The sequence below is a fragment of the Xanthomonas sp. NCPPB 2933 genome (assembly GCF_056725225.1).
In genome coordinates this window covers 506,016-532,915 of record NZ_CM161518.1, presented here as the reverse complement: position 1 = coordinate 532,915, position 26,900 = coordinate 506,016, and the positions used below count along the sequence as shown (strand labels likewise).

Sequence of the window (26,900 nt, the reverse complement as noted above, 5' to 3'; positions counted from 1 at the left end):
CTTCGCCGTCACCCACGGCGTGTTGTGACGCTGTTCCCTGGCAGGTGCCGGCGTGCGCGCTGTTTTGCACGCTCGCGTGGGTCCGCAGGTTCTGCAGCGCTGCAGTGACCCGGGTGAAGCGTTATCCGGCAGCAAGGAATGCGGCGTGTTCCAGGCACCTGCAGGTGATGCTGATCGACGCAGTTCAGCAAAATCCAAAGCGTTCTTTTTTCCAACCATTGCCGCAATTTCGCGGCCCCAGGATTGTCCCATGACCGCCATTTTGCATATCGACTCCAGCATTCTTGGCAAATACTCCGTGAGCCGCGCGCTTACCGCTGCCATCGTCGCAAGGCAGCAAACGCTGCATCAACCGCACGACCTGAGCAGAACCTGCTGGGTCAGTGCCGTTCTCTAAAGCATGAATTTGCGAGCTCCCACGTCCAGCGAAACTGACTGCCCTGGATCGGCTGCGTTGTCCGCTACGCGCACGCTGTAGGTGCCTTCCGCAATCGCCCACTGACGGGATGTCGTATCGAACCTGGCGAAAAACCTGGGATCGATTTCCAGTTCCAGCTGCCTGCTCTCGCCAGGCGCAAGTTCGACGCGCTCGAAGGCGCCAAGCCGGTACACAAATTCAATCGCACCCACACCCGCCACGTACACCTGCGCCACATACGCCCCGGCAAGGTCGCCGCAATTGCAGACGACAAACCGCGCCACGAACCTGCCACCTTCATCGCGCACGTGCAGGTCATGGGTTTCAAAGCGCGTATACGACAACCCGTATCCGAACGGAAACAGGGGGGTTAGGCCGCGAGAGGCAAACCAGCGATAGCCGACGTCCGCGCCCTCGACGTTGTAATCCATATGGAAGATGTCGCCTTTGATCGGCTCGCCCGGATTGGATGTCGTGGTCGCCGGATCTCGCTGCTCTGGATGCGGCAACTGTTCGACGCGCTGTGGGAACGTGATGGGCAGGCGTCCGGAAGGGTTGACGCGGCCAAACAGGATGCCAGCGATGGCTTCCCCGCCGCCCTGCCCAGGGTAGAACGCTGCGACCACGCCAACGACGTCGGCAAGCCAAGGCATCGTGACCGGTCCGCCGGAGACGAGCACCACCACCGTATTTGCGTTGGCCTGGGCCACGGCACTGATCAACGCATCCTGCCCATCGGGCAATGAGAGACCCCGGGCATCTTGACCTTCCGAGCGCCATTCTTCGGCCACGACAATGACCGCATCGGCAGCGTGCGCCGCTTTGACGGCGGCGGCCGCATCGTTCGCGCTCACATAATCGACCTGCGCCGCACACGCTTCGGCCTTGATCGCGTGCAACACCGAACTGGGGTGGTAGACCTTCTCCATCACCGTTCCCATGAACTCGAAGCCCGGCTTGGTCACACTACCGATCGGAGTGACGGCAGACGAGCCGCCCCCTGCCACGACACCGATGTCCGCCTGTGTGCCAATGACGACGATGCGGCTAGCGCCTCTGGCAAGTGGCAGTGCATCTGCCTGGTTCTTGAGCAACACGATGCCTTGCTCGGCAGACCGCTGTGCCAACAGTCGATGCGCGGAGTAGTCGATTGCAGCGCCAGGCTGGGGCGGATTGTCGATGACCCCCACAGCGAAGAGGCTTCGCAGCTGACGATGCACCATGTCGTCGATACGCGCCTGGGGAACCAGGCCCTTGCCGACGGACGTTCGCAGCGGCTCGCCGAAATACGGCTCAGGGTCCAGGTTCGCTCCGGATTGGACGTCCAGTCCGGCAAGTGCGGCCTTCTCGACCGAATGGGTCGCCCCCCAGTCGGACATCACCCAACCCGGATATCTCCATTCTTCTTTCAACACAGTGTTGATGAGGTAAGCATTTTCGCTGGCCCACTCTCCGTTGACCAGGTTGTAGCCTGGCATCACTGCACCTGGCTCACCAATCTCGATAGCGATTTTGAAGGCAAGCAGGTCCGACTCTTGGAGCGCCTGATCCGCGATGTCCGAGCTCACCACCACGCGCCCTGTTTCTTGCGGATTGATCGCAAAATGCTTGACGGTGGATACCACGCCTTGCGATTGAATACCCGCGACCGAGTTGCCGGCGATCACACCGGTGAGTAGTGGGTCTTCGGAGACATACTCGAAGTTCCGTCCACCGCGCGGCTCTCGCACCAGGTTCGCCCCGCCTGCCAACTGCACATTGAAGCCCTTGGCCCTGGCTTCCTGCCCGACCATCGCGCCCGTTTCGCGCGCCATGACTGGATTGAAGGTGGCCCCCAGCAACAACGACGATGGCAGCGCGGTGGCGTTATCGCCAGGACGCACATTCGCCAGATTCCCCACACCCAGGCTTGCATCGGTTTGCTGTTGCGCAGGAATACCCAGACGCGGCACTGCCGGGTAGTAGGCCGCTGATCCGAGCGCACCTTCCGGCTTGTCGCTGCCCGCAATCGGAATTGCCATTGGCCCGGACAACCATGCAAATTTCTCGTCCTCGGTCATCGCCTGAACAACCTGAGACGCACGCGTCTCAGGTGACAGGCTTGCGTCAGACCAGGGAAATTGCTGCGCGTGGGTAGCGACCGATCGAGCATGGCCCTTGCGCATAACGCTCGCGTTATCCGTGGCTCCAGGCGTATCGCTGTGACGGGTGCTGTCCAAGATAGAACTCCTGAAAATTTCCATGAAAAATACGCTTCTGAGAGTATGGAGGTGATGAAACGCGGCTCTCGAATGCGCGCCTGGCGCGAGCATCGGATCGCTTGACGCGCAAGGCGAAGCTTCGCGTTGGCATTCAATGAAAGATCGCTTGCCCGGACCGGCGAACAGCAGATGGCGAGGGTCGTCGGACACGACGAGCGACGCGACTTCACAGTAATCTCTTATCCAACGCCACTGTGCTATCTGCTTTGTAGCCGACAGCACAGTGTTCAAAGAACAGCATCAGCAGATAGCGCGTACTGACACTTCTGTCAGGCCATCACTACGTCGCTAGGCTCAGGTCCTTTCGAGCTGCGCACTCAAGAAACGCACCGAGCTTGCAAGTGCTTCGCGCGCCTCGGGAAGGGCGTTTGCAAAGAAGTGCCACGCATGGAACATACCCGGCCAGACTTCAAGGTCGACCCGGACACGGTTGTCTCCCAGATGAGTCGCCAGGCGCATCGCGTCGCTCAACATCAACTCGTTCTCGCCGATCTGAATCTGGATCGGTGGCAGGCCGGTGACATCGGCGAATACAGGAGATGCCATCGGATGATTGGGCAACGCATCGCCCAGGAAGGTGCGAGCCAGGAAACGCAGTCCCGCCGCGGTGTTCAGCGGATCGAGTCCTTCGCGATTGGTGACCGATGCTCCGGTGTGCTCCAGATTCGCCCACGGCGAAATGGCGGTGCCGGCTGCAGGAAGAGGCAGGCCTGCGTTGCGCGCCGCCACCATGACCGAAACCACCATGGCGCCGCCAGCCGATTCGCCAGCAAAAACGATTTTTTGGGCCGGGATGCCCAACGCAAGAAGCCCCTTGTAGGCCGCCAGCGTGTCTTCAATTGGCGTAGGGAAAGGATATTCGGGAGCAAGCCTGTAATCGGGCATGTAGACCCTGGCGCCCAGCATCTGCGCATAGTTGCCACCTATTCCATGATATCCATCGGGCGCACCGACGATGTAGGCGCCGCCGTGGATATAGAACAGGACCGCGTCCGTTGTCTGCGATGGTGGCGTCACCAAAGTTGTGGGCACGCCGCTCAGCTCGATCTTCTCAAAACTCACGCCTGCTGGCGGAAGCTGCTTGGCGAGCATGTTCACGTAGCTTTTGCGAATTTCTTCCATCGTGAGCGCTTTGTTTTCCCCAGTAACCACCGGGGCAAGCTCTGCCAAGCTCTCAGCCCACTCTTTGACACTTGCCTTGACGCTCTCGTTCATGGGAATTCCCTCAGTTGGTAATTGGTTCTTTAAAAAACCGCATGCCAAGATTAGGCGCATGATTGGGGAATGGGGGTCCCTACTGTTCCGGCGTTAAATCCCTAGAGGCCTGCGTGGAATTCACAAACATAAACGACATTATCGCGTTCGTTACGGCCGTCGATAGCGGTAATTACACGCTGGCCGCCAAACGCCTGGGGTTGACGCGCTCGGCAGTCGGCAAGCGTGTCGTTCGCTTGGAGGAACGACTGGGTATGCGGCTGTTGAACAGGACAACCAGGAGCTTGAGCCTGACAGACGATGGACAAGTCCTCTATGCAAGAAGCTCTCTGATCCTCGAAGATCTGAAGGAGACCGAGACTGCCATGGCGCTTCGCTCGGAAGCCCCCTATGGCAGCCTCGCCCTCAGTGTTCCTGTGACATTGGGAGTGCGGTATGTGCTTCCTGTCCTGGAGCGGTTCATCGAGGCGTGGCCCAATGTCAGCGCAGTTGTGCAGTATTCCGATCGCTTTGTGGACCTGATTGAAGATGGTATCGACATTGCAGTACGCACCGGCCCTGCGCGCGAGGACTCTCGCATCTTCAGTCGCACCGTCACTCACCAACGAATGCTCACTTGCGCATCGCCCGGCTACCTAGCCAAGCACAACGAGCCAGCAACCCCCTCTGATCTGTCTCTGCACCATTGCTGTTTCTTCCTGGACGAAGGACGCCCAAGACCGTGGACATTCCGAACAGAAGAAGGCGATGTGCCCTTTTCGGATGCAAGCAGGCTTGTCATGGATAGCGGGGAAGCCTTGCAACACGCGGCCTGCGCAGGTGTGGGAGTCGCCCAACTTCCTGACTATCTCATCCGAGATGACCTCGAATCGGGAATGCTGGTCAGGGTGTTGGAAAAATTCGAGCCCCCTCCTGAGCCCATCCGTATCGTCTACCAGAGCAAGCGCCACCTTTCGCCCAAGATCCGTCGCTTCATCGACCTACTGAGCGACGAATGGAGCGCTGATCCACCAGGCGGATAATGGGTCAGCGAGCCTCTGACTACGGCACTTCTGCACTCGCGGGGGTTCCAGCGGGCTAGAAAATTGCTTCTTGTCAGCTGTGGGGACGTCGTCCCCACAAGGCCCGCAGCAGAGGCGCCACGGCAGTCGGCTCGGTCACGCTGGCGAAATTTTGCACCTTTGGGGTCTCCAGCGCCCCAAAAAGATCTGAAGCCAGGTCGCGCTCAGCCTTGCCCACGGTGATCGCGTATCGAAACACCATACTGGCAATACCTCGAGCGCGATGTGCTGTCTCGATGGCACCACGCATTTCTATCTTAAGTAGAACCGCCAGGAGTTCCGGCGCAGATATCTCAGCGATAGGCTTATGACCGAGGTAAGGGTTAAGGTCTTTTCGACGAGCCTGCCATTGCGCTTCATCGTCAGGGCGGAATTCTTCTTGGCATGTAGCTCCAGGAGCTCCGCAGTGACAACCGCAAAGCTGAGCTGAGACCGATCAACGCGCATTAGCCTGTCGACCCGTCTCTTTTCCCCTGGGTCGATGCCTGACCGAAGGACGTTGCGTGTCTCCAAATGCTGCGCTCGCGCCTCTGCCAGGCTGACCTCTGGCTAGACCCCCAGTGCCAAGCGCTTCTCTTTGCCGCCGTACCGATACTTCCATCGCCAGAGTTTGGCGCCTGTCGGCGAGATCGCAACATACAGGCCACCGCCATCAAACAGCCTTACGGGCTTGGTGGCGGGCTTTGCGCTACGTACTGAAGCATCAGTTGGGGGTGTGGGGGCATCCGTATCTGCGCTGGGGGCAAGCGGCCCCCAGCCATGCACCAGACCAGCCTGGATTTCAATGGATCAGGGTGAACCTCGGGGAACCGGCAGACAACAAAAACCCCCAATTTCTCGGGGGTCTTGGACTTGCATGGACGTCCCTGGAGGGACCATCTGGTGCGCCCGGAGGGATTCGAACCCCCGACCAATGGCTTCGGAAGCCACTACTCTATCCGGCTGAGCTACGAGCGCCTGGCCGCGCATTATGCCAGAACAGGCGCCCAGGTGACGGCCCTGGCGGGGTCCAACCTGTGGGAAACGCCCGGAGCACGCGGCGCTTGCCCGGCCAGCGGCCATGCCGGCCCATCTTCGCCCAGACCATTGGCTCATGGCCGCACCACGCCCGGTGAGCATCCGTCGAGGTGGCTCGACCACCAGCCAGCGCATGACCGCATCCAAGTCGCGCTGCTACCCTTTGCGGCATGAGCAAGCATGCTGTCGAACACGTACCCATTGCGGCCGCGCTGACCTGGCCGCAGCGACTGGGCCAGTACTGGAAGTTAATCCGCGGCGATCGCCCGATCGGCAGCCTGTTGCTGCTCTGGCCCACCTGGTGGGCGCTGTGGCTGGCTGCTGATGGCCTGCCGCCGTTATGGACGCTGTTCGTGTTCACCGCCGGGGTCTGGCTGACCCGCTCGGCCGGTTGCGTGATCAACGACTACGCCGACCGCTGGCTGGACCCGCATGTGGAGCGCACCAAGTCGCGTCCGCTGGCCACCGGCGCGGTATCCGGGCGCGAGGCGCTATGGGTGTTCGTGGTGCTGATGCTGGTGGCGTTCGCGCTGGTGCTCACGCTCAACTGGCTGACCGTGGCGCTGAGCGTGCCGGGCGTGTTCCTGGCCGCCAGCTATCCCTATCTCAAGCGCCACACCCACCTGCCCCAGGTCTATCTGGGCATGGCCTTCGGCTGGGGTATCCCGATGACGTTCGCGGCAGTGCAAGGCAGCGTACCGCCACTGGCCTGGCTGCTGTATGCGGCCAACATCCTGTGGGCCACCGCGTACGACACCTGGTACGCCATGGTCGACCGCGAGGACGACCTGCGCATGGGCAGCAAGTCCACCGCCATCCTGTTCGGCAAGTTCGATCTGGTTGCACAAGGCGTGCTGTATGCATTGATGTTCGCGGCCCTGGTGCTGGTGGGCCTACGTGCCGATCTTGCCATCGCTTACTGGGCCGGGCTGGGCATTGCCGCGCTGCTGGTGGCCTACGAATTCCGCATCGCCCGCCATCGCGAACGCGGCCCCTGCTTCCGCGCCTTCCTGCACAACAACTGGGTAGGCCTGGCGATCTTCGTCGGCATCGCCGCTGCGCTGGCATTGCGCTGACGGGCAGATGCGGCAATCGCGTCGCGAGTTAAGCCCGGGACGAGAAGGTACTGTTTGCGCGCTTTGGAGCGCCCACGTCGCAGACGCGGGCTGAAGCGCGGAGCGGGGTTTGGGGTACGGCATGGTTCCACTTGTCAGGTGCCGGCTTCGGTGGGAGGCGACAGCGCGACCGGGAATCGGCTCCTCGGCTCGGTCAGACATCCTGTCTGACTCGCCGCCGCGACACATCCCTGTGCCGCTCTCCGCCAATCCCCGGTCACGCCGTCGCTTCGGCACGTTATTTTCATGACTTAGGTGGGCTCGCGACTTGATGACCAGTCGCATCAAACAGTGCGTGCGAAGCCTCACGGTGCAGGCTACAACGCGTAAGCCAAGCCTCACGGCACCCGCGCGCATACCCACGCATCCACCCGCTGCACACCCGCGTGCCGCAACGCCTGCGCCGCCGCGTGCAGCGTGGCGCCAGTGGTCATCACGTCGTCCACCAAGGCCACATGCGCTGGCAACACGCCGCGCGCCACGAACGCATCCCGCATATTGCGTTGGCGTTCGTCCGCATCCAGCTCCGATTGCGGAGCGGTCGCCCGCACGCGGCGCAATAACGGCAGGCAGGGCAACCGCAGCGCGCGGCCAATCGGTTTGGCCAGCTCCAACGCCTGGTCGTAGCCGCGCTGGCGCAGGCGCTGCCGATGCAGGCTCACCGGCACCAGCGCCTGTGGGCGCGGCAAGTCCGCACAGCGTTTGGCCATCAACTCGCTGAGCAAGCGCCCGGCCGGTAGATCCTGATGAAACTTGAAACGTCGCAGCAAGCCATCCACCGGCCAGCGATAGGTGAAGCACGCATGCACGCGCTGCAGCGGTGGCGGGTGCTGCAGGCAGTGTCCGCATCGCAGCGCTCCATCGGAAACATATAACTGCGTCGCGCAACACAGGCAGGCGTGGCCGTGATCCGGCAGGGCGGCGCGGCATGCCGGGCACAGATCGCAATCGGCAGTGCCGGCCTCTTCACAGACCAGGCACACGCTCGGCAGCAGCAGCCGCAACACCCGTTGCGGCCACCTGTAAACCGAGCGCACCCCATCGAAGTTGACAGCCTCTTGCATGCTCACCAGACTGCCTGCCTTCCAAGCCGCTGACTGTCAGGAAACCCCAATGTCTGTTGTCGTACGCCATGACTGGGATCGCAAAGAGCTGCAGGCGCTGTTCGATCTGCCGTTTCCGGAGCTGCTGCACCGCGCCGCCAGCGTGCACCGCGCCCATTTCGATCCGGCCGAAGTGCAGGTCTCCACGCTGCTGTCGGTCAAGACCGGCGGTTGCCCGGAAGACTGCGCGTACTGCCCGCAGGCGCAGCGCTACGACACCGGCGTGACCGCGCAGAAGCTGATGGAGACCGAAGAAGTCGTCGCCAAGGCGCGCCAGGCCAAGGCCGCCGGCGCCTCGCGCTTCTGCATGGGCGCGGCCTGGCGCTCGCCCAAGGAGCGCGACATCCCCAAGGTCGCGGCGATGATCCGCGAGGTCAAGGCGATGGGCCTGGAGACCTGCGCCACGCTCGGCATGCTCGACGCCGGCCAGGCGCGCGCGCTCAAGGACGCCGGGCTGGACTACTACAACCACAATCTGGACACCGCGCCGGATTACTACGACTCGATCATCCACACCCGCCAGTACCAGGACCGCCTGAACACCCTGGAGCACGTGCGCGATGTGGGCCTGAAGACCTGCTGCGGCGGCATCGTCGGCATGGGCGAAACCCGCGAGCACCGCGTCGGCTTGCTGCTGGCGCTGGCCACGCTGCCGTCGCATCCGGATTCGGTGCCGATCAATCAACTGGTGCAGGTCGCCGGCACGCCGCTGCATGGCACCCAGCAACTGGACCCGTTCGAGTTCGTGCGCATGATTGCCGTTGCCCGCATCGCCATGCCCAAGTCGATGGTGCGCCTGTCGGCAGGCCGCGAAGCGATGAGCGACGAACTGCAGGCGCTGTGTTTCCTGGCCGGTGCCAATTCGATCTTCTACGGCGAAAAACTGCTGACCACCGGCAACCCGGACACCGAACGCGACCAGGCCCTGTTCCAGCGCCTGGGCCTGCGCCCGATGCAGATCACCGTCGACGCCGCCGACCACGACCACCCCGGCACCGTGCATGCGGACATCACCCGCGGCGCGGCCTGCGAACACGCCGCGTAACCGCAGCTCCACCCAGCCGGCACCGGTCGTCGGTGCCGGCTGGGCGCGCTGAGCTGCGCACGCTACGCTAGCGGCCCTTCCCGCCGTTGAACGACTCCATGGCTCGCCCCGATCTGCACGAACGGATTTCGTCGCTACGCAAGTTGCGTGTGGCCCAGGAACGGGTCCGGGTGCGGCGCCAGGTGGGCCGCCGCGATGGCGTGCGTCTGGAAATCGATGGCCGCTGGCTGACCGGTTTTTGCTCCAACGACTATCTGGGCCTGTCGCAGCAGTTCGAAGTGGTCGCCGCCTTGCAGGACGCCGCCGCGCGCGACGGTGCCGGCGCCACCGCCTCGCATCTGATCTGCGGCCACCACACCGCGCACGAAACGCTCGAACGCGAGATCGCCGACTGGCTCGGCTATCCCTCGGCGCTGTTGTTCGGCAGCGGCTTCATCGCCAATCTGGCGGTACAGCAGGCCTTGCTCAGCGAAGAAGACGATGTTTGCGTGCAGGACCGGCTCAATCACGCCAGCCTGCTCGATGCCACACGCCTGGCCGGCTGCCGGCTGCGGCGGTATCCGCATCTGGATGTGGAAGGTGCGATGCGTCAGCTCAAGGGTGCGCCCGAGGGCGCGGCGATGCTGGCCAGCGATGGCGTCTTCAGCATGGATGGTGACGTTGCGCCGCTGCGTGCATTGAGTCTGGTCGCGCGCATGCAGGAAGCGCTGTTCTACGTCGACGATGCGCATGGCGTGGGCGTGCTCGGCCCGCAAGGGCGCGGTTGCGTTGCCGATGCGGGGCTCGGCGTGGCCGAAGTGCCGCTGCAATTGGTGACCCTAGGCAAGGCGCTCGGTGGCTATGGCGCGGTGGTGGTTGGCGACGAAGCGCTGGTGCGCCATCTGGCCGAAACCGCGCGCCCCTACATCTACACCACCGCGTTGCCGCCGGCGCAGGTCGCCGCGACCCTGGCGGCCGTGCGCCTGGCGCGGCGCGACGACTGGCGGCGTGCGCGGCTGACCGAATTGATCGGCAGTTTTCGCGATGGCGCGCGCCGGTATGGCTTCGAACTGATGGCCTCCGATACACCGATCCAGCCCTTGCTGTGCGGCGAAGAAGCCACGGTGATGGCGATGTCCGCTGCGCTGGAACAGGCCGGCTTTTTGATCGGCGCGATCCGCCCGCCCACCGTACCCGAAGGCAAGGCGCGTCTGCGCATCACCCTGTCTGCGTTGCACACGCCACAACAGGTGCAGGCGTTGATCGAAGCCCTGGTGCAGGCCCGCGATGTGGTGAGCCGGCAACCGCTGCGCGCCTCCGCCTGAGGGCGGCGATCGAAACGACTGCGCAGCCGGTGCGCGGGGTGGCATGGACCACCCGACCACTACAGTACCGAGCGCGCAGTCCACGCCCAGCTGATACTTGCTGGATCAGTGGCGCAAGCGCTGGTGCTGGCGCGGACATGCGCGCACGTACTGGCTCGCACCCAGGATCAATGCGCCACGCGCAAGCTTCATGCACTGACTCAAGACTCACCGCCCCTTCCGCGCGGATCTGTGCACGCCGATCCGTGCCGATCGGCGACAATGCGCGCATGCATATCGATGTTATCGGCCACGGGCCTGCGCTGGTTCTTCTGCACGGTTGGGCGCTGCACGGCGGCGTGTTTGCACCGTTGGTGGAGCGACTGGCGCCGCACTATCAACTGCATCTGGTGGACCTGCCCGGGCACGGTTTCAGCCGCGACGACAGCACGCCATTGGCGCTGCCGTACGTGGTCGCCGCAATCGCTGCGGCCACACCGCCGGCAGTGTGGATCGGCTGGTCGTTGGGCGGCTTGTTCGCGCTGCATGCCGCGGCCACCCAACCGCAGGTACGCGGGCTGGCGATGATCGCGGCCACGCCGCGGTTCGTGCGTGGCAACGATTGGCCGGAGGCGGTCGAACGCGAGGTCTTCGTGCAATTCGGCCAGGACTTGTCGCGCGATTATCGCGGCACCCTGGAGCGCTTTCTGGCGCTGGATACGCTGGGCTCGGCGCATGCCCGCGCCGAGCTGCGCAGCCTGCGCGAGACGCTGGTTGCGCGCGGCGAACCGGCCGCCGACGCCTTGCAACAAGGCCTGAGCCTGCTGGAACGCACCGACCTGCGCCGCGCGCTGCCGCACTTGGCCCGCCCCAGCCTGTGGATTGCCGGCCAACGCGATCGCCTGGTTCCGGCAGCCGGCATGCACGCCGCCGCGGCGCTGGCCCCGCATGCGCAAGCACTCACCATCGCCAGCGGCGGTCACGCGCCATTTCTCGGCCACGCCGATCAGGTCGCCGAGGCACTGCAACGCTTCGTTGCGTCCGTACCATGAGCGGATCGCCGATCATGCCAACTCATCGATCGAGGAGCAGCGCATGGACTTGGGAATCGCCGGACGTTGGGCATTGGTATGCGCCGCCAGCAAAGGTTTGGGGTTGGGCTGCGCACGCGCACTCGCCGGTGAAGGGGTGAACGTGGTGATCGTCGCGCGCGGGCGCGATGCCTTGGAGCAGGCCGCTGATACGTTGCGTGCGCTTCCGGGCGCCGGCGAGGTGCGCAGCGTGGTGGCCGATATCGCCACCCCGCAAGGACGCGCCGATGCGCTCGCCGCCTGCCCACAGGTGGATATTCTCATCAACAACGCCGGTGGCCCGCCGCCAGGTGATTTCCGTCAGTGGGAACGTGAAGACTGGCTGCGCGCACTGGATGCCAACATGCTGGCGCCGATCGAACTGATCCGCGCCAGCGTCGATGCGATGCGCGCACGGCGCTTCGGCCGCATCGTCAACATCACCTCCAGCGCGGTGAAGGCGCCGATCGACATCCTGGGCCTGTCCAACGGCGCGCGTGCCGGCCTCACCGGCTTCGTCGCCGGGCTGGCGCGCAGCACGGTCGCCGATAACGTCACCATCAACAATCTGCTGCCCGGCCAGTTCGCGACCGACCGCCTGCGCGGCAACTTCGCCGCGATCGCGCAACAGCAAGGTGGCACCGCCGAGGACGTCGCCGAGCGCAAGCGCGCGGGCATTCCGGCCGGGCGCTTCGGCGAGCCGGACGAATTCGGCGCGGCCTGCGCATTCCTGTGCAGCGCGCAGGCCGGCTACATCACCGGGCAGAACCTGCTGATCGATGGCGGCAGCTACCCGGGCACGTTCTAGAGCGCTTCGGCCATGCGGAGGTTGTGGCGACCGCGGCGGACGTCGCGGTCGTTTTCGGCCACGACTCGGCGTGTCGAAACACAGTGCCGGTCCATTGCGGTCGCCACGCAGTCGCTGGCAGAGCGACCGCGTGCAGAGCTCTCCATGCCGATTGCCACGCCACACCACACATCGATTCCCTCCGCCGCGCGCAGCGGCGACAATAGCCCCGCAATGAACAGTACCTTCGACCCCCGCCACGTCCGGCGCGCCTTTGCGCGTGCCGCCAGCAGCTATGCCGCCGCCGCCGCACTGCAGCGCGAAGCGGAAACGCGCCTGCTCGAATCGCTCGACTACTTTGACGACCAGCTGCCCAAGGTGGTGCTGGATGTCGGCGCCGGCCCCGGCCATGCCAGCGGCGCGATCAAGAAACGCTGGCCCAAGGCGCAGGTGATCGCACTGGATCAGGCTATGCCGATGCTGCGCCAGGCGCGCAAGGCCGCGGGCTGGTGGAAACCGTTCGCGCAGGTCTGCGCCGATGCGCGCGCGCTCCCGGTCGCCGACGGCAGCGTGGATGTGATCTTCAGCAATCTGTGCCTGCAATGGGTGGAAGACCTGCCGGCGGTGTTCGCCGGCTTCCGCCGCGCGCTGCGCCCGGGCGGGCTGTTGCTGTGCTCCACCTTCGGCCCGGAGACGCTGATCGAACTGCGCGAAGCCTTCGCCCAGGCCGACCCGGCCCCGCACGTCAGCCGCTTCCCGCCAATCGCGCAGTTCGGCGATGCCTTGTTGATGTCCGGCTTCCGCGACCCGGTGCTGGACCGCGACCTGTTCACGCTGACCTACAGCGACCTGCCCGCCTTGATGCGCGAACTGCGGGCGATGGGCGCCACCAACGCGCTCAGCGATCGCCGCGCCACCCTGACCGGACGCGGTCGCTTCGCCGCCGCCAGCGCCGCGTACGAGCCGTTACGGCGGCCCGACGGCACCTTGCCCAGCTCCTGGGAAGTGATCTACGCGCACGCCTGGGCACCGGCACCGGGCGCGCCCATCCGCGAACAAGGGCACGACATCGCCAGCGTACCGTTGGCCTCGATCCCGATCCGCCGCCGCATCGACTGAGCGGCGGTACAGATCGCTGGCCGCAATGCAGCTGCTGCCGGTGAGACACACAATCTTGGGCCGATGCCAATGCCGACCTGTCAGGCTCGGCGGCGACACCCGGTAGAATTCAGTCGTTAACGGCCGCATGTTCCTGTGACGGCTCACCTTGTTCAACGCCTCAACCAGAGTGGCTGGCAAAACGTGGCAAGCAGTCGTCGGGTGCGTGCAGACGGCGCGGAGGAACCGGTGTGTACGTGTGCAGTACATGCTGGTTCCGAGCACCGGCAGCGCCCGGCTGCTGCATCGTCGTTTTGATCCCGCTCTTGCGTTTGCGGCCCCCGCTCCCTAATTGGCCTTCTCCATGTTGAAGTGGCTCATCATCGCGCTGTTCATCGCATCGGCGCTGTACATCCATTACCGCGGTCGCGTGCGGCACCGGCTCAGCCGGCAGCTGCTGGACCATTCCACCTTCATGGCACCGATCAACACGCTGATGTATCTGTGTTCGCGGGTGCCGACCACGCCCTTCATCGATCCCGGCAAGGAATTCCCGGAGCTGGCACCGTTGCGCGCCAACTGGTCGCTGATCCGCGATGAAGCGGTGGCCCTGCAGCAGATGCAGAAGATCCGCGCCGCCGACGGCTACACCGACATCGGCTTCAACTCGTTTTTTCGCCGTGGCTGGAAGCGCTTCTATCTGAAGTGGTACGGCACCGCGCACCCGTCGGCGTCCGAACTGTGCCCGCAGACCACCGCCTTGCTGAAGTCCATCCCCACGGTGAAGGCGGCGATGTTCGCCGAGTTGCCGCCGGGCAGCGAACTGCGCCCGCACCGCGACCCGTTCGCCGGGTCCATGCGTCTGCATCTGGGCCTGGCCACGCCCAACGACGACCGCTGCTTCATCGACGTCGACGGCCAGCGTCACAGCTGGCGCGATGGCGAATGGACCATGTTCGACGAGACCTACATCCACTACGCGCGTAACGACACCGACCAGGACCGCATCATCCTGTTCTGCGATATCGAGCGCCCGATGCGCTGGCGCTGGGCGGCGGCGGTGAACCGCTTCGTCGGCCGCAGCCTGCTCTCGGCCGGCGCCTCGCCCAATCAGGAAGGCGACAAGACCGGCGGCATCAACCGCGTGTTCCGCTATTTCTACGCTGGCCGCCTGAAGGCCAAAGCCTTGAAGGAACGCAACAACCCGCTGTACCAGACGCTCAAATGGGGCATCTTCATTCTGGTAGTGATCGGCATCGTGTTGCTGTAACGCCAAGACCGACCGCGTAGGAGCGCGCTTGCGCGCGATGAAGCGTTACCGAGAAAGCCTCATCGCGCGCAAGCGCGCTCCTACATAGGCATAGGTCCGGCCGCACTACCGCACCAACCACGTAGGAGCGCACCCGGGCGCGACCAAGCATTCCCGGTAGCGCCTCATCGCGCCCAGGTGCGCTCCTACGCAGGTCTAGCCCGTGCCGGTCGATGCAATCAGCGCGAGACCTGCGCGATCCATTCCTGCAGGTTGTAGTAGTTGGTGACGCGGGTGAGCTTGCCGTCGCGCACATCGAAGAACGCACCACCCGGCAACACGTAGGTCTGCCCGTTGGCCTCCGGCAGGCCTTCGTCGGTGGTGTGGTAGACCCCGTGCACCACGTACTCGGCGCCGACCCGGGTGCCGTCGTCGTTGGCGGTGATCACGATGTCGCGCAACTGCTCGCGGTAACTGTCGTTCATGCGCTGCAGGAAGGCGGCGAATTCCGCCCGGCCGATCTCGCGCGGCCCCTGATTGAGGTCATGCGCAACGTCGTCGGCCAGGAACGCCAACATGGCGTCCCACTCGCCGCGGTTGAATGCTTCGTAGTAGGCCTGGACCAGGCCGGTGGCGCGTTGCCGATTGCTCTCGCTCATGCTCGAACCTGCCGCTGGGAAAGCCGCATCATAGAGCGCGTCTTGCACTGCAACGTCATCGCACGCTGCAGACCCGGCATCAGGCGCCCTGCACCACCAGGTCGCGGTGGAAGTAATAGACCTCCTGCAGCAGAAAGCGCCAGCTGGTGTGGAAGCTGCGAAAGCGCGTGCTGGGGGTGGACGAGGCCAGCGCATCCACGCCCAGCTCCTGGCTCAGCCGCAGCGCGCGCGCCATGTGCAGCGGGTCGCTGACGATGATGGCCCGGTGCATGCCGTGACGCTCCATCAGCGCGCGCGCCTGCTGCAGGTTCTGCCGGGTGGTGCGTGATTCGGTTTCGATCACGATCGCTTCCGGCGGAATGCCGTGACGCAGCGCATAGCGCCGCGCGACCTGCGACTCGGCAAAGCGCGCGCCATTGCCGAAGCCTCCGGTGAACAACAGCCGCGGCGCATAGCCCTGCGCGTACAGATCCAGCGCATGCCGGATGCGCTCTTCGAACACCGGCGAAGGCCGCGCATCGTAGGCGGCCGCGCCCAGCACGATGATCACATCGGCCGGCGCGGCCTGGTCGCGGTCGCCGATCCACACGATCCAGCCCGCCACGCCCACCAGCCAGATCGCCGCCAGCATGCACAACCGCCAGCCCCAGCCCCACAGGCCGAGCCCGCGCGAACGCCTGCTCACGCCGCGGCCCATGGCAGCGCATCCAGATCGACATTGCCGCCGGACAGGATCAGCCCGACCCGGCGCCCGGCAAAGCGCGCCGGGTCGGCCAGCACCGCCGCCAGCGCAATCGCCGAGGACGGCTCCACGACTTGTTTGAGCACCTGCCAGATCAGCCGCATCGCCTGCACCACCGCGGCATCGTCCACGGTGATCACCTGCGCGCCGGCCGCCTGCAACAGCGCGAAATTCGGCGCGCCCAGGGTGCCACGCAGGCCGTCGCAAATGGTGTCGGGGACAAAATCGACCAGGCGCTCGCCTGCCGCCAGCGAGCGCGCAGTGTCGGCCGCCCCGCTGGGCTCGGCCAGCACCAGTGCGCAACCCGGCGCGGCCTGCAGCGCCAAGGCCGCACCGGCAGCCAGCCCGCCGCCGCCGACCGGCGCCACCAGCACGTCCAGGCCGCCGCTCTGGTGCAACAGTTCCAGCGTGGCGGTGCCCTGTCCGGCGATCACGGCCGGATCGGTGTAGGGATGGACCAGCGTCGCGCCGCTGCTGGCCTGCACTTCCGCGCACAGCTGCTCGCGCGCGGCGATGGTCGGTGCGCAGCGCCACAGCGTGGCGCCGTGCCGGGAAATATTGGCCAACTTGGCGGCCACCGCACCCTCCGGCACCACTACATGGCAACCGATGCCACGGGTGCGCGCGGCCAGCGCCAAGGCAGCGCCGTGGTTGCCGGACGAATGCGTGACCACGCCGCGCGCGGCCAGCTCCTCGGGCAACGACCACACCGCATTGCAGGCGCCACGGAACTTGAATGCACCGCTGCGCTGCAGGTGTTCGGCCTTGAAGAACAGCTGCGCGCCGCAGAGCGCATCCAGGCTGTGCGAGGTCAGCAACGGTGTCGGCTCGCATTGCGGCGCGATGCGCGCAGCGGCTTGCAGGACGTCGGAATGGGCAAGAGAAACCGTCTCGATCATGCCTGCAAGATTAACGTATCCCCCACTCTTCACGGTTGCGCGCACAATTCCCGCGCATGCTGGATCGATGAAAAAGCGCCACATAGCGACACAGTTAAGGACCGATTCAATGCATCGGTTCGAAAGTGGGACCATGGTTGCAGGAGGGCACCATCCATGAAATTCCGTCTGATCTTCGCCGCCGGGCTATTGGCTCTGAGCGGCTGCGCGACTTACGACTACACCGGCGGTGGGTCGGGCGGCTATTACCGTGGCGCTCCGGCCGTACAGTATCGCTACCCGCCAGGTTACTCGCCGTATTTCTACGGCAATCCGTACGGCACCCCCTATGGCGCCGGTTCGATCGGGTTGTACGACTACCCGGTATATCCGGTCTATCGCGGCGGTGGCGGCTACTACTACCGGCAGAACGATCGGCGCCCACAATACCGGCCGCCGCGCCCGAACGGTTCGTACCACAATGGCCCGCGTCCGAACGGTCCCCGCCCCAATGGCCCGCGTCCGCAGCAGCCCAATCGTCCACCGGCAACCGGCGCTCCGCCGTCGCGGCCGCCGGCACGCATCGGTGCGCCGCCTGGGGTGATTCGGCAGATTCAACGGCAGACAGCACCCCGCAATACCCGTGAGCAGATCCCCTGAGTTGCTGACTGCGACGCGGCCCACAAATGGATAGATTGGGGGCTTGCGTTCAGCCGGCACTTGGTTGCAAGCTAGGTGCTCTGTGTGACCCGCCACGTCATTTTTTGACCTGACGCGTTCCACTGACTGACTTATGTCGATGTCCGACAGGGAAATCTGGATCCCCCCTGTTCCGGCCCTGTCGGATATCGGCGCCTTCAACGCATAAAGCCCCGGCATGCCGGGGCTTTATGCGTTTGTCCTTATGCTTAATCTGGCAGCACTTGACCGCATCAGCTTGGCAGAGGGCAGCGGCAGCGGCGCCAACCGCAGAAAAAAAATAAGGGTCGGCAGTCCCCCGACTACCGACCCTTACGCTACCCCATCGCACGCGCGGCTGGCCCCTGTTCCAATTCCAGCCTTGCGCCCATGTCGCAATGCCACGACGGGTGCATTAGGGATATCCGCACGGAACATGCCAACTTGAGTGCCACTATTCGAAAATGTGATTCACATCACATTTTTATCGATTGAGTGACCTCAATCGCCCTTCAGCCGATAATTCCGCGGCCGCTTGTCTTCCTTCCGCTTCCCAGTCCACGCCCATGTCCGATTCCTTTTATCGCTACGACGTCATCGTGATCGGCGGCGGCCACGCCGGCACCGAGGCCGCGTTGGCCTCTGCGCGCGCCGGTGCCCGCACCTTGCTGCTGACCCACAACATCGAGACGGTGGGCGCGATGAGCTGCAATCCGGCCATCGGCGGGATCGGCAAGGGCCATCTGGTCAAGGAAATCGACGCGCTGGGCGGGGCGATGGCGCGCGCGGCAGACTTGGCCGGCATCCAGTGGCGCACGCTCAATGCCTCCAAGGGGCCGGCAGTGCGCGCCACCCGCTGCCAGGCCGACCGCACTCTGTATCGCAATGCGATCCGCTGCATCGTCGAGGCGCAGCCCAACCTGACCGTGTTCCAGGCAGCAGTGGACGATCTACTCATCCACAATGGCGCCACCGAGGGCGACAGCGTGCGCGGGGTGATCACCCAGACCGGGCTGCACTTCGAAGCGACCTCGGTGGTGCTGACCGCCGGCACCTTCCTGGCCGGCAAGATCCATGTTGGCGAGACCCAGTACGCGGCCGGGCGGATGGGCGACCCGCCGGCCACCACGCTGGCCGCGCGCCTGCGCGAGCGGCCGTTTTCGATCGACCGGCTCAAGACCGGCACCCCGCCGCGCATCGACGGGCGCACGCTCGATTACGGCGTCATGCAGGAACAGCCGGGCGACGATCCGTTGCCGGTGATGTCGTTCATGGGCCAGCGCAGCGATCACCCGCGCCAGGTCAGCTGCTGGATCACCCACACCACCGAACAGACCCACGACATCATCCGCAGCGCGCTGCATCGCTCGCCGCTGTATTCGGGACAGATCGAAGGCATCGGCCCGCGTTATTGCCCGTCGATCGAAGACAAGGTGGTGCGCTTCGCCGAGAAGACCAGCCACCAGATCTTCGTCGAGCCCGAAGGCCTGGAGGTCACCGAGATCTATCCCAACGGCATCTCCACCTCGCTGCCGTTCGATGTGCAGCTGGCGCTGGTGCGCTCGATCCATGGGTTTGCGCAGGCGCATATCACCCGCCCCGGCTATGCGATCGAGTACGACTTCTTCGACCCGCGCGGGCTCAAGGCCTCGCTGGAAACCAAGGCGGTAGGCGGGCTGTTTTTCGCCGGGCAGATCAATGGCACCACCGGTTACGAGGAAGCTGCCGCGCAAGGGTTGCTGGCCGGCCTCAATGCCGCGCGTCATGTGCAGGCCTTGCCGGCGTGGTCGCCGCGTCGCGATGAGGCGTACCTGGGCGTGCTGGTGGACGATCTGATCACCCACGGCACCACCGAGCCGTATCGCATGTTTACCAGCCGCGCCGAATACCGGCTGCAGTTGCGCGAAGACAATGCCGACGCACGCCTGACCGGTGTGGGCCGTGCGATGGGCCTGGTCGACGATGCGCGCTGGGCGCGGTTTTCGGCCAAGCAGGAAGCGGTGCAGCGCGAAAGCGCGCGCCTGCAGGCACTGTGGGCAACCCCGGGCAATGCGCTGGGCCGCGAAGTGGCCCAGACCCTGGGCGTGGCGGTGAGCCGCGAGACCAACGTACTGGATCTGATCAAGCGCCCCGAACTCAACTACGCCGCGCTGATGCGCGTGCCGACGCTGGGGCCGGGCGTGGACGATGCGCAGGTGGCCGAGCAGGTGGAGATCAGCGTCAAATACGCCGGTTATCTGGACCGCCAACGCGACGACATCGCGCGTCAGCAACGCCACGAAACCACGCCGATTCCAGAAGGGTTCGATTATGCCGGCGTGCGTGGCCTGTCGATCGAAGTGCAGCAGAAACTCGAACGCGTGCGCCCGCAAAGTATCGGCCAGGCACAGCGCATTGCCGGCATGACGCCGGCGGCGATCTCGCTGCTGCTGGTGCATCTGGAACGCGCGCGGCGCAGCCAGGTGGCGTAAGGGGCTTGTGGTTAATCGATTACGTCGCTGCTCGGCAAGCAAGTGTTCCGACGGATTCCACGATGACGTCGGTCATCCATCGCGCTGCCACTCGGTCGCCAGCGAAGGTCTCGCGTACAGCTAGATCAATCAACCAGCCGTCGCTTGTCCCACAGCCACCGACAACAGTCGGTGGCGCGCGCGCGTACCGGCGTGGGATCTTATGCGGCAGGGATGCCGCATAAGCGCCTACAGGGACGTACTTGCGGCGAGCCCCACGCCGGTGCGCGTACAAGCGCCCTCAGTGGACCGACGCGCGAAACGTTGCCAACAGATGTCAGCATGCGATGTCATGTCGCCATAGACGAAGCCACCGGCACGCGCAGGCTTGCCGCTCGTCCGGCGGACTCTAGCGGCACGGGGGAAGTTGCTATGCTCGATCAACTATGACGACTTTCTAATCTATGAACAGATCGAGTGCGATATTGAAGGCAAATCTGCGCAGTGCCTGTCTGCTTTTAGTGCTGATGCTGGCGAACATCGCGCCAGCGATGGCCACTACCGAAGAAGATGGCCGTTACTGGTTAAGTGTGTATGCCCAGGGCAAGTTGCCGGTCGAAAATCTGTACTGGAGCATGGATATCCATCCGCGCTGGCGCGAGGAAGGCGAGCAGTTCGACCAACTGATTCTGCGCCCCGCCGTGTTTTACCGGCTCAATCCCAAAGCCAGTGTCTGGATGGGCTACGACACCATTATCAGCCACCCGGCCGGGCAATCCTCCAACCGCGAAAATCGCTGGTGGGGGCAGTTTCAATATCAGTTCGATCCGATTGCCAATATCACCATTACCAGCCGCACGCGTCTGGAGCAACGCCACCGCGAAGGTTTCAGCGATGAAGGGTACCGGGTGCGCCAGATGATCCGGGCCGTGCGCCCCAGTGCGTTGTCGCCGCAATTGTCGTGGGTGGCGTTCAACGAACTGTTCGTCAATCTCGATCAGACCGAATGGGGCGCGCGACGCGGTCTCGACCAGAACCGCGTATTCGTTGGCATTAACTGGAAGTTCAACGCCATCTCCAATGTCGATGTCGGGTATCTGAATCAGTTCGTCAATACGCCTGCAGTGGACCGCGAAAACCACGTGCTGATGACCACCTTCCGCTTCAATTTCTAGTCACTTGCCCACCGCCCGATGGCGGGCAGCAAACGCTGGCGCAGCACCAGTGCTGCCAGCGCCAACGTCTCATCGGCGGCGCGCAATACACCGCCCATGTTGATGAAACCGTGGATCATGCCGGGGAAGCTGTGCAAGGTGACTTCCACGCCGGCAGCACGCAGACGCTCGGCATAGGCGCGTCCTTCGTCGCAGAGCATGTCGCGATCGCCCACCACGACCAGTGCAGGCGCAACGCCGGCCACATCCGGCACCAGCATTGGCGAGACGCGCCAGTCCTGTGCAATGGCGGGGTCGGGCAACAGATGCCGATTGAAAAAGCGCACCGCATCTGCGGTGAGCGGCGGCAGGCCGGCATTGTGCGATCGCGACGGGTACACCCCCGTGTCCTCGCGTGCATCGGTGAGCGGATATACCAACACCTGGCAGCGCAACGCGATCCCGGCGTCGCGCGCGGCCAGCGCTGCAACTGCGGCCATGGCGCCGCCGATGCTGTCGCCAGCAACGGCCAGCCGCTGCACGTCGGCACCAACCGTATCGGGCTGGGCCACCAGCCACTGCAGGGTGGCAATCACGTCTTCCACGCCGGCCGGTGCAGGGTGTTCCGGCGCCAGACGATAGTCGACCGCCAACAGCTGACAGCCGGCACGCGCAGCCAGTTGCCGGCAGACGTCGTCATGGGAGTCCAGATCGCCCACCACACCGCCGCCGCCGTGCACGAACAGGCAGGTCGGGGCGGGGCCAGGGGCAAGCTCGGATGGTCGATACAACCGCAACGGCACCGGGCCGGCAGCGGTGTCGGCGTGCAGATCGCGCACCTGCGCCATCTCCACGCGCGGGAAGCCGAGCTGCGCGCCGAGCGCGCGCATCATCGCGCGCGCACCTTCGATCGGTAGGGTGTCCATGGCCGGTTGACCGGATTGTTGAAGCTGGGCAAACAGGCGCACGACATCAGGATCAAACGACATGACAGACCCTCCAGGAGACGAGGAGCGAGCCTGCCAGATACTTATGATCAATCACCATTAAATTGCATAAATAATTTCAATGGCATTGCCTGATGCACGCCGCAGCGCTGCAAAACCCTTGACTGGCCTTGCATGCGGCGGCAAGGGCAGTGCCTGGCGGGCTTGTGCGACAGTCACGCAATCAGCGTCAGTTGGTTTTTTTGCTGCGCCGCATCGCGTCTGCACGCGCTGGCATCGGCGCGCTCAGCGCGCACCGACACGTTGCCCATGAACAGTGAACGCTGGCAGTGCGCCTTGTGCGCCGTTGCCAGTGTCGCGCCGCATAGGGCGCGACAGCCGCTGGCTAATCTTCGTCTTCCGCAGCTGCCTCGCGGCCTTGCTGGCGAATGAGATTTTCCTGGCGTGCGTCTTCGATCGAGGCACGGATGGCGCGTACGTCGGCGCGGTGGGTGTCGAACTTGAAGCGTCCGGTCAGCACGCTGTCCGGGCGCAGCTCGCCCTTTTCGAACAGCGCCCACATCTCTTCGCCGTAGTAGGTTTCCAGCAACTCCGGCGCAAAACGGCCGAGGCAATCGCGCAGGTTGTGCACATCGCGCAGCAGCATGTCGCGCGCGGCATTGTTGCCGGCGGCGCTGACCACCTGGGGGAAGTCGATCAACACCGGGCCCTCGGGCGAGACCAGCACGTTGTATTCGGACAGATCGCCGTGCACCAAGCCAAGCGACAGCATCTTGACCACATCGCCGATCAGGCTGGTGTGGAACACGCGCGCCTGCTCCGGTTCCAGCTCCACCTCGCCCAGCCGCGGTGCGCTGTGGCCGGCTTCGTCGGTGACCAGATCCATCAGCAGCACGCCGTGGAAATAGCCGCGCGGCTTGGGCACATGCACGCTGGCATCCATCAGCTGGTAGAGCACCTCGGCTTCAGTGTTCTTCCACGCGGTCTCGGCTTCGCGGCGGCCGAACTTGGTGGCCTTGCCCATCGCGCGTGCCTGGCGGCTGCCGCGCACCTTGCGGCCTTCCTGGTATTGCACGCGCGCCTGGAAGCTGCGCTGCGCCATGTCTTTGTAGACCTTCGCGCACAGGATGTCGGCGCCTGTGCTGACCACATAGACGGATGCTTCCTTGCCGCTCTTCAGTGGTCGCAACACTTCGTCGATGATGCCGTCGTCGATCAGCGGTTGCAGGCCCTTGGGGGTTTTCATGGACTAAGAGGACCGATCCGGAACAAATCAGCGACGATTATGCGGCAAGCAGGGTGAAGCGATTACATGTCCAGGCACAAGCTGCGACCGGGGGCATGCATCGGCGTGAGCGCTTACCATGCGGGAACCTGTCCAACCTGCGACCCAATGCCCGAGCCCGCCGCCAGCCGCCGCAAACGCCCCACCGCCGTGCCCGCAGTCGGGAGCGAACGCGGCCTGCCGCATGAGTTGATGCAGCAGATCGCCGCTGCCCAGGGCGACCCGGACTTCATGACCTCGCTGGGACGCGGGCTGGTGGTACTCAGCGTGTTCGCCCAGCACGCGCGCGAGGTGACGATGTCGCAGATCAGCCTGGAAACCGGCATCTCGCGCGCAGCGGTGCGGCGGGTGCTGCACACCTTGGCCAAGCTGGGCTATGTCGGCGAGCAGGGCCGCGGCTATGTGCTGCTGCCGCGTGTGCTGGGGATCGGCGGTGCGTATGCGGCCTCTTCGTCGATGACCGCGGCGGCGCAGCCGGTGCTGGACGGCTTGCGTGACCAGCTGCACGAATCCTGCTCGCTGGGCGTGCTGGACGGCGACGACCTGTTGTACGTGGCGCGCGCCGAGACGGTGCGCATCATGTCGATCGGGCTGCGCCCGGGCACGCGCCTGCCGGCCTACTGCACCTCGATGGGCCGGGTGCTGCTGGCCGCCCTGCCCGGCGACACCTTGCAGGCGTATCTGGAGCGCACCACGCTGCGCCCGCGCACCGACCGCACGGTGACCCAGGCATCGGCGCTGCTGGAGCTGCTGTCACGCGCGCGCCGCGAAGGCATGTGCCTGACCGACCAGGAGCTGGAGATCGGCCTGCGCTCAATCGCGGTACCGGTGCGCAACCTGCGTGGCGAGGTGATCGCCGCGCTCAACATCGGTGCCCAGGCCGGGCGCGTGAGCCTGCAGACGATGCAGACGCAGCTGCTGGAACCGCTGAAGCAGGCGGCGCAGCGGCTGGGGGCGTTGTTGAGTTAGGGTTTGTCGAACACGCTCAGCGCGGCCGGCGCAGAAAGCCGACCACCGCATCCACCCAGGCGGCATGCGTGTCTTCGACATGCGCCACATGGTCGGCGTGCGGCAGCGTGACCCAACTGCGATCTTCGCTGCGCAGGCGTGCGTACAGGTGGGCGTTGTCCGGCTGGGTCGCGATGGGATCGTCGACGCCACGCAGCAGCAGCACCGGCAGCGTTGCCACCTGCTCGGGCTGGAAGGCGAACTGCTCCATCGCGCGCCAGTCGGTGCGCACCGGATCGGCCGACACCGCCTGCGCAGCGTAGGCCGCACGCACGCCAGAGGGCGCGGCATTGGCGGTGATGAAATCCTCGCCGGCTGCTTCGACCGTGGTGCGTGCGCGCAATGGCTGCGCGGACGGTGGTGTTGCATCGGGAGCTGCATCGACATCGTCCGGAAAGCCGTACAGCACCAGCGCAGACAGCGCCTGCGGGTGTTGCTGGCCGATCAGCAGCGCCACCCGCGCGCCGTTGGAATAACCGAGCAGCGCCGGCGGCGGCAAGTGCGCGTGCTTGCGGGCGATCCAGGCCAGCACCTCGGCGACATCGGCCACTGCGCGCGCTGGCGTGTTCCAGCCGCTGCCATCGCGCGCACTGCCGCCATAGCCGCGCAGGTCCACCGCGTAGGCGGCATACCCGGCCTGCGCCAAGGCCGCGAGCACCGATCGCGAATCGCGCGCTTCGCCGGGAACCTGCAGGTCGAAATTAGGCAGCGCACTCCAGGTACGCCCATGCACCAGCAGGATCGTGCCACGCGGTTGTGCCGGTACGCGCGACCACACCGCCAGCGTCTGGCCATCGTCGGCGCGAACCTGCGACAACTGCGTGCCCGGTCCGGGATGCGGCTGCGCCTGCAGCGCACAGGTGGCGAGCAGCAGCATCAGCAGGCAGGCAAAGCGCAACGTCATGAGTCATCTCCCTGGGACGTGATGTCCGATAGCGGCCATCTTGCCTGCGATGCTTGGCGGTGTACGAGTGGCACATGCCGATTCCGGGCACCGACGTGCCCACCTAGCGGCTACGTAATCGTTTTTTGGCCGCTCTTGCTGCTCGCGCCTCGAGCACGACACACGTGGTTGCGCTGCCGGCATGCGCAGCGTGTTCCGGTGTCGCTCGTCAGAGTGTCTGACGCGATGCTAGCGGCTCAGCCTTCGGCGGCCTGCTCTTCGAGAATTGGTTTGGCCAGCGCGAATGCGTGATTGGCCGCCGGCACGCCGCAATAGACCGCCGCCTGCAACAACACCTCCTTGATCTGATCGGGCGTGACGCCGTTGTTGCGCGCGGCGCGCACGTGCAGCTTGAACTCTTCGTCATGGCCCAGCGCCACCATCATCACCAGCGTCAGCAGCGAGCGGGTATGCGCGGGCAGGCCGTCGCGGGTCCAGATGCTGCCCCAGGCGTAGCGGGTGATCAGTTCCTGAAACTCTTCGGTGAACTCGGTGCGTGCGGCCAGCGAGCGGTCGACATGCGCATCGCCGAGAACGCGCCGGCGCTCGTGCAGGCCGGCCTGGTAACGCTCGTCTTCGTGCATCGGATCTCTCTTGCGTGGGGAATGGTTGGAGCGGCCGTGCAGCGCTGGCGTGCTGACAGCTGCTTTAGTCGGCCTGAAGAAAGCGCAAAACGGTGTCATTGAACGCGGCCGGCGACTCCAGATTGCAGATATGCCGGCCGGGCACCTGCGCGTAATGGCCGTGCGGAGCGGCAGAGGCGATCTCGCGCAGATCGTTGGGCGGGCAGACCGGGTCATCTTCGCCAGCGACTGCGAGCAATGGCAGCGCCAGCGTGTCGAGCGCGCCACGGAAATCGGCATCTGCCACGGCCTGGCAGCAGGCGATATAGCCGTCCGGCGAGGTCGCCACGAACGCGGCCACGATCATCTCCAGCCGGTGCGCGTGGCTGCTGGCAAACGGCGGCGTGAACCAGCGCTGCAAGGTGGCATCGACCAGTGCGGCCAGGCCTTCGCTGCGCACCTGTGCGATGCGCGCGTTCCAGCTCTCGCTGCTACCGATCTTCTGCGCAGTGGCGCACACCACCAGCCGCCGCAGCGGTTGCGGTGCGTGCAGGCCCAGCCACTGCCCGGTGAGGCCGCCGATCGACACGCCGCAGAAGTCGCTTCGGGTGATCTGCAGCGCATCCCATAGCGCCAGCACGTCCTGGCCCAGGTCGCCAACGCTGTAGGGGCCGGGCGGCGTGTCCGAATCGCCATGGCCGCGGCGGTCGTAACGCAGGATGCGGTAGTGCGGCGCAAAGGCGGCGATCTGCGTGTCCCACATATGCAGGTCGGTGCCGAGCGAGTTGCAGAAGGTCAGCCAGGGGCGACCTTCGGTGCCGTCCAGCCGATAGCGCAGGCGGTGCGTGGGCAACTGCAGATAGGCCATCGA

Annotated in this window: 25 protein-coding genes, 1 tRNA gene, 1 other RNA gene and 1 pseudogene; 13 read left to right on the top strand and 15 right to left on the bottom strand. The window is 65.0% G+C overall.

What is annotated here, in order from left to right; all coding sequences use genetic code 11:
- The first annotated feature begins 52 nt into the window (after positions 1 to 52).
- Complete coding sequence (locus AC1PLU_RS02290) at positions 53 to 397, top strand: hypothetical protein (protein ID WP_481107588.1); 345 nt, start codon at positions 53 to 55, stop codon at positions 395 to 397.
- Here AC1PLU_RS02290 and AC1PLU_RS02285 read toward each other — a convergent pair.
- Positions 394 to 2,637, bottom strand: a complete 2,244-nt coding sequence (locus AC1PLU_RS02285) for a beta-glucosidase (protein ID WP_481107587.1) — start codon at positions 2,635 to 2,637, stop codon at positions 394 to 396. The genes AC1PLU_RS02290 and AC1PLU_RS02285 overlap by 4 nt on opposite strands.
- Positions 2,638 to 2,973: 336 nt before the next feature.
- Positions 2,974 to 3,894, bottom strand: coding sequence for an alpha/beta hydrolase (locus tag AC1PLU_RS02280; RefSeq protein ID WP_481107586.1), 921 nt, complete (start codon positions 3,892 to 3,894; stop codon positions 2,974 to 2,976).
- 113 nt (positions 3,895 to 4,007) lie between these two features.
- Here AC1PLU_RS02280 and AC1PLU_RS02275 point away from each other — a divergent pair, with 113 nt between their 5' ends.
- Positions 4,008 to 4,916, top strand: a complete 909-nt coding sequence (locus tag AC1PLU_RS02275; protein ID WP_481107585.1) for a LysR family transcriptional regulator — start codon at positions 4,008 to 4,010, stop codon at positions 4,914 to 4,916.
- Positions 4,917 to 4,989: 73 nt separating this feature from the next.
- Here AC1PLU_RS02275 and AC1PLU_RS02270 read toward each other — a convergent pair.
- The 3 genes and pseudogenes from AC1PLU_RS02270 to AC1PLU_RS02260 all read right to left on the bottom strand — a co-directional run.
- A pseudogene (locus AC1PLU_RS02270) lies at positions 4,990 to 5,277 on the bottom strand (tyrosine-type recombinase/integrase); the annotation flags it as partial.
- Between the two features lie 227 nt (positions 5,278 to 5,504).
- Positions 5,505 to 5,720, bottom strand: a complete 216-nt coding sequence (locus AC1PLU_RS02265; RefSeq protein ID WP_481107584.1) for an Arm DNA-binding domain-containing protein — start codon at positions 5,718 to 5,720, stop codon at positions 5,505 to 5,507.
- A 115-nt stretch (positions 5,721 to 5,835) separates the two neighbouring features.
- Positions 5,836 to 5,912: transfer RNA gene (locus tag AC1PLU_RS02260), tRNA-Arg, on the bottom strand.
- A gap of 230 nt (positions 5,913 to 6,142) precedes the next feature.
- Here AC1PLU_RS02260 and ubiA point away from each other — a divergent pair.
- Complete coding sequence (ubiA, locus tag AC1PLU_RS02255; protein WP_481107583.1) at positions 6,143 to 7,048, top strand: 4-hydroxybenzoate octaprenyltransferase; 906 nt, start codon at positions 6,143 to 6,145, stop codon at positions 7,046 to 7,048.
- Positions 7,049 to 7,425: 377 nt separating this feature from the next.
- Here the strand turns inward: ubiA and AC1PLU_RS02250 are convergent, their stop codons facing one another.
- A complete protein-coding gene (locus AC1PLU_RS02250; protein WP_481107582.1) occupies positions 7,426 to 8,151 on the bottom strand; it encodes a ComF family protein in 726 nt (241 codons plus the stop codon).
- A gap of 49 nt (positions 8,152 to 8,200) precedes the next feature.
- Between AC1PLU_RS02250 and bioB the strand changes: the two genes are divergently transcribed.
- The 5 genes from bioB to bioC all read left to right on the top strand — a co-directional run bounded on the left by bioB (position 8,201) and on the right by bioC (position 13,494).
- Positions 8,201 to 9,235, top strand: a complete 1,035-nt coding sequence (gene bioB, locus AC1PLU_RS02245) for a biotin synthase BioB (protein WP_481107581.1) — start codon at positions 8,201 to 8,203, stop codon at positions 9,233 to 9,235.
- Between the two features lie 98 nt (positions 9,236 to 9,333).
- Positions 9,334 to 10,539, top strand: coding sequence for an 8-amino-7-oxononanoate synthase (gene bioF / locus AC1PLU_RS02240; protein WP_481107580.1), 1,206 nt, complete (start codon positions 9,334 to 9,336; stop codon positions 10,537 to 10,539).
- A 269-nt stretch (positions 10,540 to 10,808) separates the two neighbouring features.
- The gene (gene bioH, locus AC1PLU_RS02235) at positions 10,809 to 11,570 is read left to right on the top strand and encodes a pimeloyl-ACP methyl ester esterase BioH (protein WP_481094085.1); all 762 of its coding nucleotides are present in this window, start codon (positions 10,809 to 10,811) and stop codon (positions 11,568 to 11,570) included.
- A 43-nt stretch (positions 11,571 to 11,613) separates the two neighbouring features.
- Positions 11,614 to 12,396: an SDR family oxidoreductase gene (locus AC1PLU_RS02230; protein ID WP_481094086.1), complete on the top strand. Its 783-nt coding sequence runs from the start codon at positions 11,614 to 11,616 to the stop codon at positions 12,394 to 12,396.
- A gap of 213 nt (positions 12,397 to 12,609) precedes the next feature.
- Entirely contained in the window at positions 12,610 to 13,494 is an 885-nt protein-coding gene (gene bioC, locus AC1PLU_RS02225) for a malonyl-ACP O-methyltransferase BioC (RefSeq protein WP_104551520.1), read from the top strand.
- A 171-nt stretch (positions 13,495 to 13,665) separates the two neighbouring features.
- Here bioC and AC1PLU_RS02220 read toward each other — a convergent pair.
- A non-coding RNA gene (locus AC1PLU_RS02220) (sX9 sRNA) lies at positions 13,666 to 13,743 on the bottom strand.
- A 94-nt stretch (positions 13,744 to 13,837) separates the two neighbouring features.
- Here AC1PLU_RS02220 and lpxO point away from each other — a divergent pair.
- A complete protein-coding gene (gene lpxO, locus AC1PLU_RS02215; RefSeq protein ID WP_481107579.1) occupies positions 13,838 to 14,743 on the top strand; it encodes a lipid A hydroxylase LpxO in 906 nt (301 codons plus the stop codon).
- Between the two features lie 218 nt (positions 14,744 to 14,961).
- On the opposite strand, the gene AC1PLU_RS02210 is transcribed toward lpxO, so the two are convergent.
- The 3 genes from AC1PLU_RS02210 to AC1PLU_RS02200 form a co-directional block, all read right to left on the bottom strand.
- Positions 14,962 to 15,381, bottom strand: a complete 420-nt coding sequence (locus tag AC1PLU_RS02210; RefSeq protein WP_481107578.1) for a nuclear transport factor 2 family protein — start codon at positions 15,379 to 15,381, stop codon at positions 14,962 to 14,964.
- Positions 15,382 to 15,460: 79 nt separating this feature from the next.
- Entirely contained in the window at positions 15,461 to 16,078 is a 618-nt protein-coding gene (locus AC1PLU_RS02205; protein ID WP_006451966.1) for a YdcF family protein, read from the bottom strand.
- Positions 16,063 to 17,022 carry a pyridoxal-phosphate dependent enzyme gene (locus AC1PLU_RS02200; protein WP_481107577.1) on the bottom strand — a complete coding sequence of 320 codons (960 nt, stop codon included), beginning with the start codon at positions 17,020 to 17,022 and terminating at the stop codon, positions 16,063 to 16,065. The genes AC1PLU_RS02205 and AC1PLU_RS02200 overlap by 16 nt, the downstream gene beginning before the upstream one ends.
- 156 nt (positions 17,023 to 17,178) lie before the next feature.
- Between AC1PLU_RS02200 and AC1PLU_RS02195 the strand changes: the two genes are divergently transcribed.
- The 3 genes from AC1PLU_RS02195 (at position 17,179) to AC1PLU_RS02185 (ending at position 21,304) form a co-directional block, all read left to right on the top strand.
- Positions 17,179 to 17,661, top strand: a complete 483-nt coding sequence (locus AC1PLU_RS02195) for a hypothetical protein (RefSeq protein ID WP_481107576.1) — start codon at positions 17,179 to 17,181, stop codon at positions 17,659 to 17,661.
- Between the two features lie 584 nt (positions 17,662 to 18,245).
- Positions 18,246 to 20,150 (top strand): tRNA uridine-5-carboxymethylaminomethyl(34) synthesis enzyme MnmG, encoded by a 1,905-nt coding sequence (gene mnmG, locus AC1PLU_RS02190; RefSeq protein ID WP_481107575.1) that lies wholly within the window; start codon positions 18,246 to 18,248, stop codon positions 20,148 to 20,150.
- Between the two features lie 443 nt (positions 20,151 to 20,593).
- Positions 20,594 to 21,304 carry a DUF2490 domain-containing protein gene (locus AC1PLU_RS02185; protein WP_481107574.1) on the top strand — a complete coding sequence of 237 codons (711 nt, stop codon included), beginning with the start codon at positions 20,594 to 20,596 and terminating at the stop codon, positions 21,302 to 21,304.
- Here the strand turns inward: AC1PLU_RS02185 and AC1PLU_RS02180 are convergent.
- Both AC1PLU_RS02180 and AC1PLU_RS02175 read right to left on the bottom strand, forming a co-directional pair.
- Positions 21,301 to 22,272 carry an alpha/beta hydrolase gene (locus tag AC1PLU_RS02180; RefSeq protein WP_481107573.1) on the bottom strand — a complete coding sequence of 324 codons (972 nt, stop codon included), beginning with the start codon at positions 22,270 to 22,272 and terminating at the stop codon, positions 21,301 to 21,303. The two genes, AC1PLU_RS02185 and AC1PLU_RS02180, sit on opposite strands and share 4 nt — an antisense overlap.
- Positions 22,273 to 22,615: 343 nt before the next feature.
- A complete protein-coding gene (locus AC1PLU_RS02175) occupies positions 22,616 to 23,476 on the bottom strand; it encodes a PA4780 family RIO1-like protein kinase (RefSeq protein WP_006451961.1) in 861 nt (286 codons plus the stop codon).
- Positions 23,477 to 23,623: 147 nt separating this feature from the next.
- Between AC1PLU_RS02175 and AC1PLU_RS02170 the strand changes: the two genes are divergently transcribed.
- Positions 23,624 to 24,484, top strand: coding sequence for an IclR family transcriptional regulator domain-containing protein (locus AC1PLU_RS02170; protein WP_023902295.1), 861 nt, complete (start codon positions 23,624 to 23,626; stop codon positions 24,482 to 24,484).
- 16 nt (positions 24,485 to 24,500) lie between these two features.
- On the opposite strand, the gene AC1PLU_RS02165 is transcribed toward AC1PLU_RS02170, so the two are convergent.
- From AC1PLU_RS02165 to pcaD, 3 genes are all read right to left on the bottom strand, one after another.
- The gene (locus AC1PLU_RS02165) at positions 24,501 to 25,427 is read right to left on the bottom strand and encodes an alpha/beta hydrolase (RefSeq protein ID WP_481094091.1); all 927 of its coding nucleotides are present in this window, start codon (positions 25,425 to 25,427) and stop codon (positions 24,501 to 24,503) included.
- A 236-nt stretch (positions 25,428 to 25,663) separates the two neighbouring features.
- Positions 25,664 to 26,050, bottom strand: coding sequence for a 4-carboxymuconolactone decarboxylase (gene pcaC / locus AC1PLU_RS02160; RefSeq protein ID WP_481107572.1), 387 nt, complete (start codon positions 26,048 to 26,050; stop codon positions 25,664 to 25,666).
- Between the two features lie 64 nt (positions 26,051 to 26,114).
- Positions 26,115 to 26,897: a 3-oxoadipate enol-lactonase gene (gene pcaD / locus AC1PLU_RS02155; RefSeq protein ID WP_481107571.1), complete on the bottom strand. Its 783-nt coding sequence runs from the start codon at positions 26,895 to 26,897 to the stop codon at positions 26,115 to 26,117.
- Positions 26,898 to 26,900 lie beyond the last annotated feature (3 nt).